This is a genomic window from Zavarzinella formosa DSM 19928 (assembly GCF_000255705.1).
Classification (GTDB): domain Bacteria; phylum Planctomycetota; class Planctomycetia; order Gemmatales; family Gemmataceae; genus Zavarzinella; species Zavarzinella formosa.
In genome coordinates, this window is record NZ_JH636445.1 from 158,381 (window position 1) to 178,151 (window position 19,771).

Sequence of the window (19,771 nt, forward strand, 5' to 3'; positions counted from 1 at the left end):
CGGGTCGTCGGCAGCGCGGGCATCAGCGGCGGCATCGTCAACGGGCTTTCCTTGGCCACGTTCGGCACCGTCGCCTGTCGGGGAAGTTCGGGCGGCAGCGACAGGGTCGGGTCGGTCGGCGTTCCCTGCCCCACAGCCAGCACGACGCCCAGACAAAATGCGTCGAACATAAGATCCTCTTCTGCAAAGCGGGCTTTCTCATCAGGCGTGGAGTCGGTTCCTTCCGAATCCCCTGAACATGACGCGTCGATGAGTATGGCCGCAGATTTCGTGTCGAGCGTTTACATCGGATAATCCGGCGGTTAGGTTTTCTGGGATAGCCGGAAAAATAACGGAAAGTTGTGAATCTGTGTCGGCTGTGATGGATGGGGCGGTTTTGCGATTGAAAGGCTCGCGACAAAAGCACGGCGTGAAAACTTGCTTTTGGTACAGTGTGATTATTGGTTGTGCAGTTTTTGCCTCATTGTTGCGCAATGAATGATGCTTTGGTTATAGCCATATCCGCTTCTTCGCATTTTTTTCGAGCATTTTTTGACTGAGTTTTCCGCAGTGCCACGGTTTTTCGCAACCGAACACGCTCTGTTTGCCCCAGATGGCATCTCGGTTGCTTTTCCAAAAGGACACAACCGCTCGTACATGCGGCATTCTTTGACTTGCTTTCTTCCACGTGGAGGTGCTTCGAGTGTCGAGGTTTTTCTCCTCTCCCCGTCTGCTTACGGCAACGGTGGGAATCATCATGTTGGCCGGTCTGGCCGGCGCCCAGGAATCCAAAAAGGATTCGACGCCGATTCCCGGTCCCGAACCGCGGGTGGTTGATCCCAAGGAACCGGTCAAAAAGGGCGATGAGCCCAAAAAGACCGATACCCCCAAGAAAGACCTGACGTTTGATCCGGTTCCTTCCACAAAGGAAGAACCAAAAAAGGAGTCTCCCAAGAAAGAGGAGCCCAAGAAGGAAGAGCCCAAGAAGGCTGATCCGAAACCCGAGCCGAAGCCGGAACCCAAGCCCGAGCCGAAGCCGGAACCCAAGCCCGAGGAAAAGAAGGAAGAACCACCGAAGACTGATCCCCTTGCGGAAGTCAAGGCTCTGGCTCAAAAGGGCGTGGATGATGCGGCCGCCGCGAAAGCCAACGGGGACACGGCCAAAACCGAAGGAATGAAAACGGGCGACTCGGCCTGGATCTTGGTGGCCTGTGCTTTTGTGTTGCTGATGACGCCGGGCCTCGCCTTGTTCTACGGCGGGATGGTTCGCAAAAAGAACATTCTGGCGACCATGATGCAGAGCTATGCCTCCATGTGCATCATCGGTGTCTACTGGCTCGCGTTTGGCTATGGCCTCGCGTTTGGCCCATCCGCCTTGAAGATCGATTTGTTCGGTGTCAAGGATGGCGGGTTGATTGGCTGGGATTGGAAATTGTTCTTCCTCAAAGGCATCTCCCCGACCGATTACCTGCCGGGGTACAACATCACCGTCCTGATGCACGTGATGTTCCAAGGCATGTTCGCCATCATCACCCCGGCATTGATTTCCGGGGCCATCGCCGAGCGGATTCGCTTCTGGCCGTGGACGATCTTCATGCTGTTGTGGATCACGCTGGTGTATTGTCCGCTCGCCCATATGGTTTGGGCGTTTGACTGGTTCGCCGCCGTCCCCGAAGACTATGTGAAGGGCCTTGGCGGTTCGGCCATCGGCTTGCTGGGCAAACTGGGGGCTTTGGACTTCGCCGGCGGAACGGTCGTGCATATTGCGGCCGGTTTCGGTGGTCTGGCTTGTATCGTCGCCTTGCGGAAGCGTTACGGGTATCCCGAACACGCCATGCACCCGAACTCCATGGTGATCACGCTGATTGGCGCTGGTTTGCTGTGGTTCGGCTGGTTCGGTTTCAACGGCGGATCGGCTCTGAACGCCTCGCATCTCGCCGGAACCGGCTTTGCGACGACTCAAGCCGCCGCCGCCGCCGCCGGTATTAGCTGGGTGGTCGTTGAGTGGATTTTCAAAGGCAAGCCCACCGCATTGGGTCTGGCCTCGGGGATCGTGGCCGGCTTGGTGGCTGTCACCCCGGCTTCCGGATTCGTTTATGTGTGGGGTGGCGTGGCCATCGGCGTGATTGCCGGTGTGGTCTGCTACATGTCTGTGCAGGTCAAGGCCATGCTCGGATACGACGACTCGCTGGACGCCTTCGGTGTTCACGGGGTCGGCGGGTTCTTGGGCGCCGTGCTGACGGGCTTCTTGAGCTACGCGGCCGTTCAAACGGCCAGCGCCGACGGTTATCTCGCGGTCTCCGGCTACAAGGCCAAGAGCACCCCGGAGGCAATCAAGTCGGCTGATGCCGATATCAAGAAGCAGGCGGATGCCCTGCCGACGCTATTCAAGCCAGTGGCTGAACTGAACACGAAGATCGAGCCGTTGCAAAAGGAAGTAGACACGCTGACGGAAAAGAAGAAGGCTTCCGACGACGCCGCGGCGGCTGTGGACAAGATTGAAGATTCGTTGGCTGACGCTCCAAAGGACGCGGATCTTCTCAAGAAACTCGCCGAAGCCAAGAAGGCCGCCGAGGAAGCAGAGAAGGCTTACGAGCCAGTCAAGAAAACTCTTGAAGAAAAGACGGAAGCTCTTGACAAGCTCAAGAAAGAATTGGCCCCGGTGTTTTACACCCACGACGTTGCCCACAAGGCTTGGGTAGCCGCGAAGGCCGACAAGAAGTCCCTTGAGGACAAGATCGCCGCTTACAAGAAGGAAACCATCGGCGATGACACCGTCGAACGGACCCCGATGAAGCAGGTGATGATCCAGATCAAGGCTTCGGTGTTCTCGGCCGTGTTCTCCTTCGTCATCAGCCTGATCCTGGCCATCTTGGTTCAGGTCATCACGCTCGGCAACTTCACAACGAGCAAGGAAGACGAAAACGACGGTCTGGACCGCACCGAGCACGGCGAAGTCGGCTTTGACTTCGGCGGGATCGACGCGATCCCGGTCGGGACGTCCAGCACGCCGAAATCGGCCAAGGTTCCTCCGGGGGGCAAGCGGTTTGAGGTGGTTGTCGAGGGAATCGAAAACGGCGGCCTGATGCACGCCTGGTCCGACCTCTGCCAACCGAAGGACGGGCCGATTGACCCGGACTTCAAGGCCGTCTACCCGTATGTGACGACCGTGCAGGGGAACCGCTTCCGGCTGCGGGGCGGGGATCCGAAGACCGTTTCCGCGAGCATTCAGCGTCTGTTCCAGAAGAAACTGGGCAAGCCGTTGAAGGTCCGCGTGGAAGAGTAACCGACGTGTCGCGCCGCGGAGGGGTCGGACCTCTCCGTGGCTTCTTCGTACTCCGATTCAGTCGCTCACCGATCCCTCCCTTAAACTGGAACCGCACGTGAAACTTGTTGTCTCAATTATCCGACCGGAGAAACTGGAAGACGTTCAGAAGGCGTTGAACGCGGTGGACGTTTACCTGATGACCGTCTCGGACGTCCGTGGTTGCGGCCGTCAACGGGGTTACACCGAGGTGTACCGCGGCCAGGAAATCCAAATCCGGTTGCTGCCGAAGGTGAAGCTCGAAATCGCCGTCAACGAGGCGTTCGTCGAAGCCACCGTCGAAGCCATCATCCACGCCGCCCGCACCGGGGACACCGGACAAATCGGTGACGGGAAGATCTTTGTGCTGCCGCTCGAAGACGCCGTCCGCATTCGCACCGGCGAACGGGGCAGCACGGCCATCGGCCCCTGAACCCGTCCCGCATTCTGGACATTTGATTTGCAAACCGTAACACATCGCCGAGCGCCCTCTCGGCGGCTTTCGTTGACAGCCACCCACTAAAACCTCTTCATCAAACAAGGATTTGCACCCCATGGCCAAGCCGTCCGGACGTAGTGGAATCATCCAGAAGATTGCCTCCTCGCAACCCAAGCTGGATCTCATCGACTTCAAGGAATTGCATTTCAAGGACATTTTCGGTTCCAATGTGTTCAACGAGATCAGCCAGCGGGAACGCCTGCCGAAGCCGATCTTCAAAGCCCTTCAGAAGACAATCAAGAAGGGCGAACCGCTGTCCCACGAAATCGCGGACGCCTTCGCCAGCGCGCTCAAGGATTGGGCTTTGGAAAAAGGGGCCACGCACTACACCCACCTTTTCCAGCCGATGACCGGCATCACCGCCGAAAAGCATGATGCGTTCATCTCCCCGAACTCCGACGGCTCGGCCATCGCCGAGTTCAGCGGCAAGGAACTCGTCAAGGGGGAGCCGGACGCCAGCTCCTTCCCCTCCGGCGGTCTCCGGGCCACGTTTGAAGCCCGCGGCTACACCGCGTGGGACCCGACCAGCCCGCCCTACATCATGGACAACCCGAACGGGGCCACGCTCGTCATCCCGACGGCGTTCGTGTCTTGGACCGGCGAAGCCCTCGACAAGAAGGTTCCGCTGTTGCGGTCCATTGACGCGCTGTCGATTCAAGCCAAGCGGGTTTTGAAACTCTTCGGCAAGAATGTCAGCAAGGTCAACACGTCGGTCGGCCCGGAACAGGAATACTTCCTGATCGACAGCCAATTCTACTTCCTCCGCCCCGACCTTCTGAACGCCGGCCGCACCCTGTTTGGCGCCCCGCCGCCCAAGGGCCAGGAACTGGAAGACCAATATTTCGGCGCGATCCCCGAACGGGTGATTGCGTGCATGGCTGATGTGGACATTCAGCTCTACAAGCTCGGCGTTCCCTCGAAGACCCGGCACAACGAAGTGGCCCCCGGCCAGTACGAAATCGCGCCGATCTACGAAGACTCGAACATTGCCACGGATCACAACCATCTCGTGATGGAAGTCATCCGCCGGACGGCCCCGAAGTACGGCCTGGCCGCCCTCTTCCATGAAAAACCCTTCGCCGGGATCAACGGGTCCGGCAAGCACAACAACTGGTCAATGTCCACGGACGAAGGGGAAAACCTCCTCAACCCCGGCGACACGCCGCACGACAACGCCCAGTTCTTGGTGTTCACCACGGCCGTCATTCGCGCCGTCGCCAAGTACCCCGAACTGCTGCGGGTGACCGTGGCCTCGGCCGCCAATGACCACCGGTTGGGGGCGAATGAAGCCCCTCCGGCGATCATGTCGATCTTCCTCGGCGATCAGCTTCAAGATGTGATCGACCAGTTGGAAAAGGGATCGCCCACCTCCACCAAGCAGGGGGGCCACATGGAAGTCGGCGTCACGGTGCTGCCGAAGCTGCCGAAGGACGCCGGGGACCGCAACCGGACCAGCCCGTTCGCCTTCACCGGGAACAAGTTTGAATTCCGCGCGGTCGGCGGTTCGCAGTCCATCGGCGGACCGAACGCCGTGTTGAACACAATCGTGGCCGAGTCGCTTGACTTCGTCGCCACCGCCCTTGAGGCGGCCGTGAAGTCCGGCAAGACCCTGCATGCCGCCATTCAAGACCTGCTGCCGGGGATTCTCAAAGACAGCAAGAAGGTTTTGTTCAACGGCGACGGCTACTCCGAAAAATGGCACAAAGAAGCCGAAAAACGCGGCTTGCCGAACCTGAAGAACACCGTCGATGCGTTGCCAGTGATTGTCAGCAAGGAATCGATCGCCCTGTTCGGGAAGTATAAGGTCTACACCGAAGGGGAATTGACCAGCCGTTACAACATCTTGTGCGAACACTATGTCAAGACGGTGGCCATCGAGGCCAAGCTGACGAAGTTCATGTCCTCGACCATGATCATCCCGGCCGTGATCCGGTTCCAAACGGAACTGGCCACCGCCGTGAACGCCAGCAAGGCCGCCGGCGTGGAAGGGCCGACCGATCTGTTGAAGACCGTCTCGACCGGCCTGGCCGATCTCTCGAAGGCGACCAGCGCGTTGTGCGAAGCCCTGCATCATCACACGGAAGGCGAACTGATCGACCACGCCAAGTACGCCCGCGACACCCTGCTCCCGAAGATGCTCGACGTCCGCAAGGCCGCCGACAAACTGGAGACCGTGGTGGCCGACGACCTGTGGCCGATCCCGACCTACCGTGAGATGCTGTTCATTCGTTAATCGCTTTTGCGAACATCGTTTGAGACGTGAACGGCCCCGGGAAACCGGGGCCGTTTTTCGTTTAAGATGACTGCCAGTTTGATGACAATTTACTTCTTGATCGGCGTCGATTGAAATCGCTCTCGAAACCGAATGACGACTTCCCGCAACGGATCATCGAGTCGCAAAAGTGTTTCCGATTCGATCTCGGCTGGTATGCCGTAATACACTCCCGCCACTGCACCGGCGATGCAGGCGAGTGTGTCCGCATCACCGTCGGTAAAGCACGACTCGGGCGTGAACAACGGGAAGCGTTTGGTTTTCGTCGCCGTTGCCTCGTGAACAGAACCAATCACATCCCCGGCAATCGCTCCGATCATTTCGCTTGCCTCATGTTGCTGGAAATGGAGGGTGGATCATTTGCCCGGTGAAACACAATCTGATACATGAACCCGGCGTGGGTGTCGCATCTGAACAGTCCGGCGAGGGAAGATTGCTTGTCAGAGGCGGCAGCGTGAGCGACGCCCACCCCCGGGCCGGGAAAGCGGTCGAAACATGCGGTCAGCAACATCCCCCGGGAAGGTTGGGCGTCGCTCACGCTGCCGCCTCTGATATTCCCAGGCTGTGCTGTTCAGATGCGACACCCACACTGGGTTCGTGTATGACAGCCAATATGGCCTGTTTTTAAGCGATTTCCGCTTTGGGCTTTGTTGATCGAAAGACGGTGAGGGCGTGCAACAGGATCAATCCGCTGACCAGCCAGAGCAGCCATTTCACCGTTCGCAAAAGGCGAAGTGTCTGATTTTCGGCTTGCGGCAACGACGTGTTGATTTCTCCCAAGCCATGTTCCATCTGGCTGAGGGAGGCGTGTTGCTGTTCCAACCGGCTGTCCAGTTGTTCGGTGAACTCCGGGAGGAGATCGGCGAAGGATTTTGCCACCTGCGAGGTGCTGGCCATCGCTTGTTCGTATTGATCGCGGTTCTTGGTGGCTGCCAGCAATTGGGCTTGGGCTTGATCCAGCACGATGGCCGATTTTTTCAAGCCGTTGGCCACTTCTGGCCAGCGCTTCAAATTTTCCTCCAAGATCGCTTGGGTGGCCCGCATGGCGGCCGCCAGTTCCTTGAGCTTCTTCGTCTCTCGCAAGATCATGGAGAACGATTTGCCGATCTTTGGCAAACCCTCGGCCAGTTCCGCGATTTCCTTTGGAATCGCCACCAATAGTTTTTCGGCCTCGGCTTGTTGTTTGAGGGCCGATCCGACCGATTCCCGGCTGCGGGCGATGGATTTCCGGCTTTCGGCCAGCGCTTTGCGAACTTCCGGCAGGGACTTGGCCACGCGATCCAGTTCCTTGCTGGTGGCCTGCACGCCCGTCGAGGCTTTCTTCAACCCCTCGGCCACCTTGGGGGCTTCCGGCCAGAAAGACTTGGTTTCGATGGTGGGTTTCAACCCGTTGATCGTCATCACCGGATAGGTCACATTCCCAAGCTTCTCGACCTGACCGGCCGTCCCGGTGATGGATTCGTCAAGACCGGCCAACCCCTCTTTGATGGAGTCGACCCGTTCCGCCTTGATGAGATCGTCGAGCTTTTCCAAGCCCGCGTCAAATGTTCCCAAACCGTCATAAACGATCTTCGCGGCCTTCAGGTCCGGGGGAGATTGCTTCAACAGTTCGGCCAGCCGCGCGCCGTCTTTGGCGATGGAATTCATGGCTTGATCGACTTCATCGGCCGCCTTCTCGGAGGCGGCCGCGTTGTTGTCGAGCATCGTCGCGGTGGCGGCGAACCCCGTGGCGATGGTCTTCATGCGATCCGTGTCAATCGTTTCGGACCAACTCTTGATGGCCTTGGAAACGTCCCCCATCGCCTGGGCCATCGCCTCGATGGTGCGAAAATCAAGCTGTTGTTTGGTGGCGGTCTCGCTGACGGTGCGGGTATGCGTCCGAAGTTTTTCGGCCCGGCTGGCGAAATCCTGTCGCCGAAGTTGATCGACCTGTTCGCGGAGCATGCCGATTTCCTTTTCCGCGCCGCCCGTCAGCCGGCCCGTCCGGGCGAATCCGGCGGTCACTTCGTCCTCTCCCGGAATTTGGGCGCCAAGGACGACCAGCGTGATGGCGACGCCAATCTCCAAAAGGCCGATCAATCGATGAAGTGTTTGCATGTTTTCGATGTCCGGTCGGTGCGGGCGTCAAGAATGTCATTGTCCGGGGTTATCCCCGGTCATGGGAAGCCGGAGACGACAAATCACCGGGATTTCAGGAGGTATTGTTAGAATAAATGCGAAATCCCCGGAAAAATCCGGGAAAATCGAGTGGTTTCCGTTGACAGGTTCGGCTTGTCCCCTTACTTTCGCTGTAGCGATTGATCGAAAACTCCGTATTTTTGAGGGGAAAAACTATGTCGAAGGCGACGAAGCCGATGACCAAGGCCGCCGTGTACGAAGCCGTTGCCGCGGCCACGGAATTCAGCAAGGCCGACGTCAAGAAGTTCTTTGAAGCGTTGTCCGAAATCGTCATCAAGCAGCTTCACAAGAAGGGACCCGGCGCGATCACCATCCCCGGCCTGGTCAAGCTGACCGCCACGCAAAAGAAGGCCAGCAAGGGGGGCGAGAAGAAGGCCAACCCCTTCAAGCCGGGCGAATTCATCATCACCAAGCCGAAACCGGCCAGTGTGAAGGTTCGCGCCCGCGCCGGCAAGGCCTTCGTTGAATCGTTGCTGTAAGATTATTCGCCGAACCACGGTGATTCTTGGCCTGTCTCGTCATGGAGACGGGCCATGTTCGTTTTTCCGGCGATTGTTTTCCCCCCGTTCGCATGGTCGGGGGGCAAGCCCTGTGGTATCGTGACGAATAACAGGATGTCGGGGATCTCTCCTTACCCCATAGCCCATGTTCAGGAAAGGGCGAACCATGACCGCCCCGCTGATGGCTGATGAGCCTTATGTTCCGTCCCATCGGGTCGGACCAAACACCATCGACCCCGTCGAGGACCCCCTCCGGGACCGGGTGCATCGTCTGGAAGAGGAAATCGGCGAAGTGAGGCGAACGGTCGGCGAACTGGCCGGAATTGTCGTCGGCGAGATCAAGGACCGCCGGTCATCGACGGGCCACGGCGGTGAAAGCCGGTTCCCGGAAGGAACGGCGTTGCCCGTTTTGGGAACCGCCTTGAAAGTGGCCCGACAACTGGACCGCCCTTGGCTGTTGGTTGATCTGCTGGGCGAGTGTGTCACCACCCTTCGGATGTATCTGGATTCCCGATACCGCATCCGGCGGGGCACGCAGTTGATGGTCCCGGTGTTGTTCGGGATGTTCGCGGCGACCTACCTGTTTTTCAATTACTTCTTTGTGTTTCCGGTCATCAGTCCGATCTTGGAACGTTTGGTCGAGATCGTCCTGGCCGTGCTGCTTTACAAAGTGATTGGCCGCGAGATCGGCCGATACCGGCAATCCATCGCGGAATACGTCGCGGCCGGTCATGCGGCGTTGACATTGCCCACGCAGTATGTGCATCTGGATGCCGAGAACGCGGGCATGGAACGTCAGGGAGTTGAGTGAGATGATGCGGCTTGGGGTAAACATCGACCATGTGGCAACCGTTCGGCAAGCCCGCCGCTCGCATGAACCGGACCCGGTGACGGCCGCCGCGCTGGCCTTTCAAGGGGGGGCCGATGGCATCACGATTCACCTGCGGGAAGACCGTCGGCACATCAACGACCGCGACTTGCGAATCCTGCGGGAGACCGTCCCGACCGGGTTGAACTTGGAAATGGCCACCGCCCCGGAGATGATGGCCATTGCCATCGGGGCCAAACCCGATCAGATCACACTGGTGCCGGAAAAACGGCAGGAACTGACGACCGAGGGGGGGCTTGATGTCGTCGGGCAATTCGCCGTCGTGAAAAACGCCGTGCGGATGCTGCAAGATGCCGGGATCGTCGTCGCCCTGTTCATCGATCCGAATGTCGATCAGGTGAGAGCCTCCGCCGAATGCGGCGTGACGGCCGTTGAGTTTCACACCGGCGCTTATGCCGAGGCCCGGAACCCGGTGGCCGTCGCCGGCCAAATGGCCACGCTTCGGGAGTCGTGCGTCCTCGCCCATCGAAGCGGCTTGCATGTCCATTTGGGGCACGGGTTGAACTATATCAATGTGAAACCCGTTGTCCGGCTTCCGCATGTCGAAGAGTTGAACATCGGGCACAGCATCGTCGCCCGAGCCGTCCTTGTCGGCATGGCGCAGGCCGTGCGGGACATGAAGACGGCCATGAGCGAACATTTTCCGAAACAGGTTTGAGGTTCCCCGTGTCGAACGCCTTGTTCCAAAGTGACATCCCCGGTTATTCGTGTCGGCGTGGCAAGGTGCGGGATGTTTACGATTTGGGTGACCGTCTCCTGATTGTCGCCACGGATCGCATCAGTGCTTTTGATTATATTCTTTCCACGCCAATTCCCGGCAAAGGACGCATTCTCACGGCACTGAGTCTGTTCTGGTTCCGAACGCTTGGAATCAAAAACCACGTCATCTCCACGGAACTCAAGGATTATCCTCCGGCCTTCCAAACGGAGCAACTCGCCGGCCGTTCGATGCTCGTTCACAAGTGCGAAGTCGTGCCGTTCGAGTGCGTCGTCCGTGGCTATCTCGCGGGTTCCGGCTGGAAGGACTATCAGAAGACCGGGGCCGTTTGCGGTGTTCATCTCCCGGCCGGGCTTCGTGAAAGCGAGCAACTGCCGGAGGCGATCTTCACCCCGGCGACCAAGGCCGAATCGGGGCATGATGAAAACGTCTCCTTCGCGGAGATGGCAAAAGTCGTCAGCGAACCGCTGGCCACGGAATTGAAGACGCGAAGCCTCGACGTCTATCATCGGGCGGCCGTGATGGCGAAAGCCAAAGGCGTCATTATCGCCGATACCAAGTTTGAATGGGGTCGGTTGCCAGACGGCGAACTCATTTTGATCGATGAAGTGCTGACGCCGGATAGTTCACGCTTCTGGCCGGGGGATGATTACGCACCGGGCCGGGGGCAGTCTTCCTACGACAAGCAGTATGTGCGCGACTGGCTGGAAACTTCGGGATGGGACAAGAACTCCACGCCGCCGGAATTGCCGGCCGAGGTGGTGGCGAAATCTCGTGAAAAGTATCTGGAAGCATTGATCAGAATTGCCGGCAAATCACTGGATTCTTGAGCCTGACAAACGGCCTCACGGCCTGATCCCGCCCGAATCCCTCCGGGAAAGAATCAGACCGTGTGGTTAGGTCCGGCGATGAGTGCCTGCGTTAGTCAGTTCACATGTCATCGCGTTTGGCGTCGGCCAGCGTGCGGATGCGTTCCGCAAGCAGGGCCACGTCGAACGGTTTCTTGAACACTTCACTGAAGCCGTACTCCGTCAATTTCTCGGGAGCCGGTTCGTCCTCGCTCGCCAGGCCGACGATCATGGTCGTCTCGTAGGCCGGGTTTTTGCGGAGGTTGGACGTGATCTGGATGGCCTCGCTGCGGCCCAGGGCCAGATCGATGATAATGGTGTCGGGGTGGAAGCTTTCGGCCATGATGCCCGCTTCAAACCCGCTTTGGGCAATTTCGTATTTGTAATCGTCGGACTCGGGAAGGATTTCCCGCATACGGTCGATGAACAGCTTTTCCGCTCCGATGACGAGCAGTTTGTGCCATTCTTCTTCCTCAAGTTCCCCGAGCGGCATGCCGTGTTCCTTCAGGAAACGGATGAGCTGCTCGCGGGGGATACGACGGTCCTGGCTGCCGGGGATGCGATATCCGCGGAGACGACCACTGTCGAACCACTTCGACACCGTACGGGGAGCGACCTTGCAAATTTTCGCAACCTGTCCCGTGGTGAACACTTTTTTCATTGGCAGGCACTCCAGATTTCTCACGTCGCCTTGCCGTGCCGCCGAACCTCCGCCGGAAGGTTCGCCGCACCGCCGGGAACTGGCGAAAACCCTGTTGCGGAGCCACTTCCGCCGTCGGGGTTCGCGCTGCCCGGAGGGCAAGGCTGTTGTCGGTGGGGGACGGTTTCGACAATCTGGCCGGGGGACCTGATTGTCGGGGGGGTACGACCCGTCCCACGAATTCCTTTTCTGCTTCGACGACACTCTTCATCGGACGGGAGTGTCTCGCAAGATAAGTCAAAGAGACCAACTTGGAAGACTCTGTCGGATGCGGGCCATGACGCCGGTCACAGGGTTCTCGCGGGTTGTGTGTCCAAGGTCTTCCCTGACCTCTGAACATCCAATCGCGTCAACCACTGATTAAGTCGTTCGCGGAACCGTCGGTCCTTGACGGAAGAATGGAGAAAGCGATGCCATTCGCAGGACCGGCCGTTGGGTGACAACGATTATTCCGGCCGGGAGGACGACGCCATCCCGCCGCATTCTAGTCGTGATGGCAAACCAATTTTTGAAGAAGACAAGATGGGGAATTGGCAAGCAAAGTGGCGGAATTTCGGCGATTGGAAAGAAAGACCCGCCGTGGGAAATTGGGAAAGAATCTCTCAACCTTGGAGCGGCTTGCGGAACATCACCATGTCGTCCCCGGCAGCGTAGTAATCCCGGATTTGTCCGGTGATCTCATAGCCGACCGAGAGATAAAACTGCCGCGTTGGCTCGTAGCTTGGCAGCGAAGATGTTTCGAGAAACATCACCCGTGCCCCGGCCTTGATGGCGTCCTCTTCCATGAAGGCCATCAACTGTCGGCCAAGGCCCCGGCCATGTTTGTCGGGCCGGACGACGATCCACCAAAGCATCCATGATCGGTCAGTCATTGGTTCGAGCGAGTGATATTCAAAGCCGAGAGCTTCCCCGTCGGACTCGATCACGAAACAACGATCCCCGGTTTCGCGGTTGTATTCGTGGTAGCTGTCCAACACCTCGCGGAGCGTGTCCACTTCAAAGGGCTTGAACACGCCGGTGGCGGCCGTCATGGCCAGCAGGGCTTCGGTGTCCTCGGGGATGGCGGGTCGGATCATGTGTTCTCATGTCAGTGGTTTTGGCAGGTGGATCATACTGTGTTCGGCCCGTAGGTCCAACTCAACACATCCTGCACTGCCGTGAGGCCGCCGGAAGCCCCGGTGAATCCGACATAGGCATTCGTGGTCCCGAGCACAGAAGCCAGGCTGACGGCGTAACTCTGGGTGACCAAGCGGTTCGTCACGGTGTCCGTGATGGTCACTTTCAATGTCGTTCCATCGTATGTCATTACCACCCGCATGAGGTTCCCGGAATTCAAGGTGATCCCGGCCGTTTGCAGATTGACCGATCCGGCGGAGGTTGGATACGCGCCGTTCAAGTACAAGCCGGTCGAACTGGACCCTTCGCCGTCGTTGTTGAAAAGATCAAACTTGATGGCGGCGCTCAGGCCGATGCCCGGTTTGCCGCCGGGGTCGGTGCCATAGCCCAGACTGCCGCCGCCGCGACCGAGGGCCGTTGGCGAATTCGCCTGAATGGCGAAGGTCATGCCGTCGCCTTTGCCGGTTTGTCGGAAGGTGAACTCGGTGCGGAATTGACTCACATCGACGGTCTGATTCGTAAAGACGCTTCCGGTCTTGCCCACCCCGCCATCCGTGATTCTCGCCGCCGAACCGTTGATGGCGGCACTGCCGTTGAATTTCAGCGTGGTGGCTCCCGTGAAACCACCGCCGAGATCAACCGCTGATGGCAACGGCGTGGTGGCGTTCCCGCCGACGAAGTCGTTGTACCCGGACACGTTGAACGCGATGATGTGGTACTCGTAAAAGTGGCCCGGCGCGACGCTCGTGTCGCTCCAAACATAGGTGTTTGGCCCGGCGGTGTTGAAGGGCGGCAGCGTCGTCAGCTCGGAGAAAAGTCCGCGATCGATCGCCCGGAGAATCCGATACCCGGAGGCGGAGAGGCCCGCGTTGTCCGTCCATTGCAAGTCGATATGCGATGAGAAAACGCCCGTGACCATCACATCGGAAGCTCTGGCCGGAGCCAGGGGAATCGTCACCGAAGTGGTGTTGGAGTTGGCTGACGGTCCGGCCGTGTTGGTCGCCCGAATTCGGTAAAAATAGGTGTTTCCGGGAGAAAGACCGGGGGCGTTATCCGTGAAGTTTGCCGGGCTGGCGGGGAGATTCTGCGTGGTGAGATTCTGCGTAAACGCCGCATTGGAGGCCCGGTCAAGTTGATAGCCGGTTTGATTGGTGGCGGTGTTTGTCCAATTCAGAGAAACAGAGGTCGCCGATGCGGTGGCCGATCCGAGGGCGGCCGGCGTCGCCGGTGTCTGGACGGCATTCGGGGAAAACGTCCAACTCAACACATCCTGAACGGCCGTCAGCCCCGCTGTGGCACCGGTGAACCCGACATAAGCGTTCCGGGTTCCAATGACGGCCGGGAGATCCAGCGGATAAATCCGCGTAAAGAATTTGGCGGTCACGGTGTCCGTGATGGTCACGGTGAGATTGGAGCCGTCGTAGCTCATCGCCACCCGCATCACGTTCCCGGAATTCAGGATCACCCCGGCCGCCCGCAAATCGGAAGCCCCGGTGTTTCCCGGATAGGCTCCGTTCATGTAGAGACCGGTGGATGTGGGCAGTTCGCCGGAGGAACCGAAAATATCCAGTTTGATCGCCGCGCTGTTCGGGATGCCTCCCCCGCCGTTTTGCTTGTTTCCATATCCGAGGCTGCCGCCCAACTGGCCGAGGGCGTTTGGCGAATAAGCCTGGATGGTGAAGGTCATCCCGTCACCGGGCCCGGTTTGTCGCGTGGTGAACTGCGTGGTGAACCGGCTGATGTCCACGGTTTGCGTGGAAAAGACGCTTCCCGCCTTGCTGGTGGTTCCGTCCGTGATTCTTGCCGCCATTCCGTTGACGGCCGCGTTTCCGTTGTAGGTCAGCAGGGCGGGCGAACCGGCGAATCCACCGGTGAAATCGAGCATGGCGAGCTGGCCGGAGGTCGTTTGGGCGGCTGTTGCCGAAAACGGGGAATTGCCCAAGCCATTGAAACCGCGAACCCGGAAGACATAAGGCGTCAGTGGTGTCAGCCCGCCGACAATCGCCTGACCGGTGCCCGAGGGGACCGTCGTGGCGGGGACGAAAGTAACGCCATCGGTGGATTGTTCGATGGCGTAGCCCGTGGCCGTGTTGGGGGCGGTCGTCGGGTCAACCCATGACAGTTGTATCGATGTGCTGGAGAGCGTGACGGCGGTGAGCCCGGTTGGAGTGAGGGGCAGGGCGTTCACCGCCGGTTTTAAGCCGTACACGACCAGACTGTTCCCGGTTCCGACATAAACCTGCCCGTCCGCGACCGCCGGGATGGCGAATTTCACCACCGCTCCGAGATTGTCGGCCGGGTCTTGCCCGCTGTTCCATAGTTCCGTGGTCAGGCTGTTGGCGTCATAGGCATGAAGGGTATTCATGTCCCGGTTTGGCAGCCAGACAATCCCTCCGGTCGTGCCGTTGGATGAGATGCTTGGCGAACCGGGCAGGTTGCCGAAGGTGTTGGTGGGTGTTTCGGAGGCGGTGACCAGTTCGCCGTTTTGATTGAGAGTGAGCCGTTTCGCCTTCCCGCCAAAAGCGCCGACATAATACAACGCCCCGTTGAACCAAACCGGGGAACTGAACACCCCGTTCAGGAATTTCAGCGGGGTGACACTGACCACATCGTCGGTTGATGTGTTGAATTTGCCGAGGTGGTCCCGGTCGAGGACATAAATCTTTCCCTCTTTGCCGGCGGCGATCAACAAGTGGGGATGGCCGGGAATCCCGGCGGAGTCGGGCAGCACCAACGGGGCGCCCGAGCCAAAATCGGCATCCACGGCATCAAGGGCTTCGATGTTGTGAGGCACAAAGTAGTCGGAGACTCGAAATCCCCATCCGTTGATGTTTTGGTTCGTGGCCGTGCTATTCGGATCGGCGATCACTTTCATCACGGCTTCGCTGTAGTTGCCGTTGCTGGGGAAACCGTCCGCTCCCAAAGGTGGCGCGCCTCCCTGTCCGTTGCCGGTTTCCAAGTAAAACGCGCTGCCATCCGGCTCAAAAGAGAGGCCGCCCCCGCTTTGCCAGATCCCCGATTGGCCGTTGTTCGGCGAGGTGTTGAGAACACCCGACAGCCGAATTCCCTGCGACAAATTGCTCACGTCAAATTTGGCCACCCAACCGTGGTACGGTCCGTTGTCCCCGTGGGAGGCCCAGGCCACATAGACTTCTCCGTTGACCAATCGCAAGGCCGAGCGTTGGTTGCTTCTCAGCGCGTTGAACGTGACGACCGTGCGGTTGGTGTGGTAATACGTGTCCGGGTAGCTGCCATCTCCGGTTCCGTACACGAAGATCGCCGTGCGATCCGTGGCGTTCCCGTAAACGCCAAGGGTGGTGTCTCCGATCACATACGGGGTGGCCCGGTCACTGCCATCGGCCGTGTTCAGGGCGTGCAATCGCTGGATGTAATGGGTCACCCCGCCAACGACGGTTTTGGTTTTGACAACAACGTACAACGTGGCCGTTTGAGTGTCCAAGACCGGGGTGCTGGTGATGCCGACCTCGGGAGTGATGTCCATCGTCGCCACGTCGGTCGACGAGAGCGTTGAGATGGACGTGGCTCCCTCGGGATTGTTGACGCGGCCGTTGATGTTGCGGATATCCAAAAAACTGCGTGACCAAAGCACCGTCCCGGCAAGAGCCGTGTCGGTGGCGATGGCGTAAACCGTGTCGTGTTCCGTGGCCACGAAGACGACATTGGCCGCATCCGGCCGGGTCCGGTTGGCGGCCGGGATGCCATTCCAAACAATCGGTTCCGCATAAACCTGGCCGTCCACGGCATTGACAAACAGTTTGCCAAACGATCCCGCACGGACGTTGGCCGGGCTGATGGTCGTTTCCGCGAGGTTGGCTCCGGTCCCGGAAATGTCGTTATGGGAGGTAAGCACGCTGGCGGGGACAACGCGGTCTTCCAAAGCCATCAGTCCGAATTGACCAACCAACGCGGAACATCCGACCTGACCCGCCTGACGGCGACGAGCGCGCGGAAACTGCCAGTCAAACATACGTTCACCGGAAAGAAAATCGAAGTAATTCGTGTGGCTCGCGAGACGTTGATCCGAAGGAATGCTGAATCAAATGACATCAACACCAGGCGGTTACGCCTGTCCGCAGAACTTGCGAGATGGTGTGGTTTTAACCGATGATGAAAATTACCGCTATAACGCCTTTAAGGAATCTTCCGATTTTTCAGATGATTTCGGCAATGATTTTCATCTGATCCGAACATGCTTCGCGCGGTTGTTGAAAAGTCCCAAAAGTTTGCTGCGAGGATGCCATTCATCAGATGAGCTTTCAAGAATTGGTCTGATCTGACAAGAACACTTCGCTGTCAGCCCATCTTCTCCGGTTGATTAAATCTTGTCTGAATTGCGATTATCCGCCGCATAGTCGTGTGGATTTTTCCGGTTTTTCCATTTAGTCCGGCCGTATACTGCCAGACGGTGTGTTAGATTTTCCAATCTCCCCCTCGAAGTCCTTCATCAGGAATCGGATCATGAAAATTCCATTCTGGCGAGGCGGGATCACGTCCGGACGCAAAGGCCGGACCAACCACCGAAAAATCCTCGGCCTGCAAACGCTCGAAAGCCGCGAAGTTCCCGCATTGAACCCGACGGGGGCCGAGCAGGAAATGCTCGAACTCATCAATCAGTTGCGCACCGCCCCCCAAGACCAGTATGCGCGGTTGGTTTCATCAAACGATGCGGATGTCAACAGCGCTCTTTCCTTCTTCGGGGTTAATCTCACGACGTTGCGGAGCCAGTGGAACGCCCTCACGCCCGTTCAACCGCTGGCGTGGAACGACAATCTGATGACGTCGTCGGCCAATCATAACAATGCGATGATCGCGGCCGACACGCAGTCGCATCAATTGCCCGGCGAGCAAGACCTTGGCAGCCGGGCCACCTCGGCGGGCTATGCCGGGTGGACCAACATCGCCGAGAACATTTACGCTTATTCGGAAAGCACTTTCTACGGACATGCCGGGTTCGCCATTGATTGGGGCGGGTCGTCGGCCACCGGCGGCATCCAAAGCCCCCCCGGCCACCGCAACAACATGATGAGCGGGAGTTACCGCGAAGTTGGCATCACCATCACCGACGAATCGAATCCAAACACGGACGTCGGGCCGCAAGTCATCACGGAAGACTTTGGCAACCGTTCCGGGTTGTCCGGCGGCGGGTATTTGCTCGGCGTCGTGTTCAAGGATTTGAATGCGAACACGTTTTACAACGCCGGCGAGGGGCTTGGGAACGTCAACATCCAAGTGGCCGAGGCCGGCGGGTTCAACCGCACGTTGACGAGCATGACGGCCGGTGGCTACCAAACCTTCCTGAACTCAGGCACCTATACGGTGACCTACAGCGGCGGCGGGCTGGCCTCCCCGGTGACGCGCACCGTCACCATTGGCTCGGCCAACGTGAAAGTCGATGTGGTCTCCGGGGTGACCGCCAGCCAGAACTCGGCCCCGGTGTTGAACATCACGCCGGTGCAGACGCTGCCGCCCATTGCGACGGGGAATAGCAACCCGACCGGAACCGCCGTCAGCGCTTTGATTGCGGGAGTTGTCACGGATGCCAATCCGAGCAACACCATCGGAATCGCGGTCACGGCGATGACCGGGCCGCCCGGCGGCAACTGGCAGTTCTCGACGGACAACGGCGGCACATGGGCCAACTTCGGCACGGTGTCAACCACCTCGGCCCGGTTGCTGCCGCCCACGGCCTTGGTCCGATTCGTGCCGGTCGCCAGTTTCGCCGGTGCCGCCACCCTGAGTTACAAAGCGTGGGACGGCACCGCGGGAACACCAGGTTCAACGGGCAGCGTGACACCGGCGGGCGGTTCGACGGCTTTCAGCACAGCCACCGAAACCACCACCGTCCGCGTGCAAACCGCTCCCGTCCTTGACGCGACCAAGTTGGGCGTGTTCCCGGCCATCGCCGAAGATGCCGTTCCTCCGGGGACGACCATCAACACATTGCTCGGCAAGAGTTTCGTTGATCCGAATTCCGTCACGACGAACGGGGTGGCCATCACCGCCCTGTCAAACACCGCCGACGGGACATGGCAGTATCGTTATTCCGGATCGACGACTTGGACCAACATCGGGGCCGTCAGTCAGGCGAATGCGTTTCTGTTGCGCGGAGCCGACTACATTCGCTTCCTCCCCGGCCGGAACTTTAACGGAACCGTGAGCATCAGTTTCCGGGCGTGGGATCGCAGCCAGGGGACGCTGGCCGGGCGTTGGGATGTATCCAATGCCGCGAATATCGGCGGGGGGACCGCGTTCAGCACGCAATTGGTGACGATGTCACAAACCATCAATCCGGTCAATGATGCCCCGGTTTTGAACATCACCCCGTCTCCGACGCTTGCCCCCGTCAGCGGTCCGATCGGTTCCATCACTCAAACCACCGTCGCGGCTCTTCTGGGTTCCTCGGTGACGGATGTGGACGCCGGAGCGGTCAGGGGGATGGCCATCATTGGCGTGACCCGCAGCACGGCTTATGTGTGGGAATATTCGACGGACGGAGGGACAACCTGGTTGAATTTGAGTTTGGCCTCTGTGACGTCGGCCCGGTTGCTTCGAGACACGGACCTGATCCGGGTGAGAACACTCACGGCGGTGGCCAACCCGCTTGCGGCGAGAATCATTTTCCGGGCGTGGGATCAAACGCAAGGAACCGCCGGGGGGATGTATAACATTTCCACCAGCGCGAGATTCGGCGGCACAACCGCGTTCAGCCTCGCGGCCGACGCCGCCACCACGACCGTGGGATAACCT

General features: G+C 59.1%; 14 protein-coding genes. 9 read left to right on the forward strand and 5 right to left on the reverse strand.

Going from position 1 to position 19,771, the window contains the following annotated elements; genetic code table 11:
• The first annotated feature begins 682 nt into the window (after nucleotides 1-682).
• The 3 genes from BGIM_RS58685 to BGIM_RS0132590 all read left to right on the forward strand — a co-directional run bounded on the left by BGIM_RS58685 (nucleotide 683) and on the right by BGIM_RS0132590 (nucleotide 6,015).
• Nucleotides 683-3,265: an ammonium transporter gene (locus tag BGIM_RS58685; RefSeq protein WP_157369599.1), complete on the forward strand. Its 2,583-nt coding sequence runs from the start codon at nucleotides 683-685 to the stop codon at nucleotides 3,263-3,265.
• A 97-nt stretch (nucleotides 3,266-3,362) separates the two neighbouring features.
• On the forward strand, nucleotides 3,363-3,716 hold the full coding sequence (locus tag BGIM_RS0132585) for a P-II family nitrogen regulator (RefSeq protein ID WP_020473852.1): 354 nt from the start codon (nucleotides 3,363-3,365) through the stop codon (nucleotides 3,714-3,716).
• A gap of 121 nt (nucleotides 3,717-3,837) precedes the next feature.
• A complete protein-coding gene (locus BGIM_RS0132590; protein ID WP_020473853.1) occupies nucleotides 3,838-6,015 on the forward strand; it encodes a glutamine synthetase III family protein in 2,178 nt (725 codons plus the stop codon).
• 89 nt (nucleotides 6,016-6,104) lie between these two features.
• Here the strand turns inward: BGIM_RS0132590 and BGIM_RS0132595 are convergent, their stop codons facing one another.
• Together BGIM_RS0132595 and BGIM_RS0132605 are read right to left on the reverse strand one after the other, a co-directional pair.
• Nucleotides 6,105-6,374 (reverse strand): hypothetical protein, encoded by a 270-nt coding sequence (locus tag BGIM_RS0132595; RefSeq protein ID WP_020473854.1) that lies wholly within the window; start codon nucleotides 6,372-6,374, stop codon nucleotides 6,105-6,107.
• Nucleotides 6,375-6,678: 304 nt separating this feature from the next.
• Complete coding sequence (locus tag BGIM_RS0132605; protein WP_020473856.1) at nucleotides 6,679-8,151, reverse strand: coiled-coil domain-containing protein; 1,473 nt, start codon at nucleotides 8,149-8,151, stop codon at nucleotides 6,679-6,681.
• 236 nt (nucleotides 8,152-8,387) lie between these two features.
• Here BGIM_RS0132605 and BGIM_RS0132610 point away from each other — a divergent pair, with 236 nt between their 5' ends.
• The 4 genes from BGIM_RS0132610 to BGIM_RS0132630 all read left to right on the forward strand — a co-directional run bounded on the left by BGIM_RS0132610 (nucleotide 8,388) and on the right by BGIM_RS0132630 (nucleotide 11,169).
• Nucleotides 8,388-8,711, forward strand: coding sequence for an HU family DNA-binding protein (locus BGIM_RS0132610; protein WP_020473857.1), 324 nt, complete (start codon nucleotides 8,388-8,390; stop codon nucleotides 8,709-8,711).
• A 187-nt stretch (nucleotides 8,712-8,898) separates the two neighbouring features.
• Complete coding sequence (locus BGIM_RS0132620) at nucleotides 8,899-9,543, forward strand: hypothetical protein (RefSeq protein WP_020473858.1); 645 nt, start codon at nucleotides 8,899-8,901, stop codon at nucleotides 9,541-9,543.
• Between the two features lies 1 nt (nucleotide 9,544).
• Entirely contained in the window at nucleotides 9,545-10,279 is a 735-nt protein-coding gene (locus BGIM_RS0132625) for a pyridoxine 5'-phosphate synthase (RefSeq protein WP_020473859.1), read from the forward strand.
• An 8-nt stretch (nucleotides 10,280-10,287) separates the two neighbouring features.
• Nucleotides 10,288-11,169, forward strand: a complete 882-nt coding sequence (locus BGIM_RS0132630; RefSeq protein WP_157369600.1) for a phosphoribosylaminoimidazolesuccinocarboxamide synthase — start codon at nucleotides 10,288-10,290, stop codon at nucleotides 11,167-11,169.
• 100 nt (nucleotides 11,170-11,269) lie between these two features.
• On the opposite strand, the gene BGIM_RS0132635 is transcribed toward BGIM_RS0132630, so the two are convergent.
• From BGIM_RS0132635 to BGIM_RS0132645, 3 genes are all read right to left on the reverse strand, one after another.
• Nucleotides 11,270-11,848, reverse strand: a complete 579-nt coding sequence (locus BGIM_RS0132635; protein WP_020473861.1) for a response regulator — start codon at nucleotides 11,846-11,848, stop codon at nucleotides 11,270-11,272.
• Between the two features lie 641 nt (nucleotides 11,849-12,489).
• On the reverse strand, nucleotides 12,490-12,963 hold the full coding sequence (locus tag BGIM_RS0132640) for a GNAT family N-acetyltransferase (RefSeq protein ID WP_020473862.1): 474 nt from the start codon (nucleotides 12,961-12,963) through the stop codon (nucleotides 12,490-12,492).
• Nucleotides 12,964-12,995: 32 nt separating this feature from the next.
• Nucleotides 12,996-16,928 (reverse strand): fibronectin type III domain-containing protein, encoded by a 3,933-nt coding sequence (locus tag BGIM_RS0132645; protein WP_162136313.1) that lies wholly within the window; start codon nucleotides 16,926-16,928, stop codon nucleotides 12,996-12,998.
• Between the two features lie 124 nt (nucleotides 16,929-17,052).
• On the opposite strand from BGIM_RS0132645, the gene BGIM_RS0132650 reads away from it, so the two are divergent.
• Entirely contained in the window at nucleotides 17,053-17,301 is a 249-nt protein-coding gene (locus BGIM_RS0132650; protein ID WP_020473863.1) for a hypothetical protein, read from the forward strand.
• Nucleotides 17,302-17,482: 181 nt separating this feature from the next.
• Nucleotides 17,483-19,768, forward strand: a complete 2,286-nt coding sequence (locus BGIM_RS0132655; protein WP_020473864.1) for a CAP domain-containing protein — start codon at nucleotides 17,483-17,485, stop codon at nucleotides 19,766-19,768.
• Nucleotides 19,769-19,771: the final 3 nt, after the last annotated feature.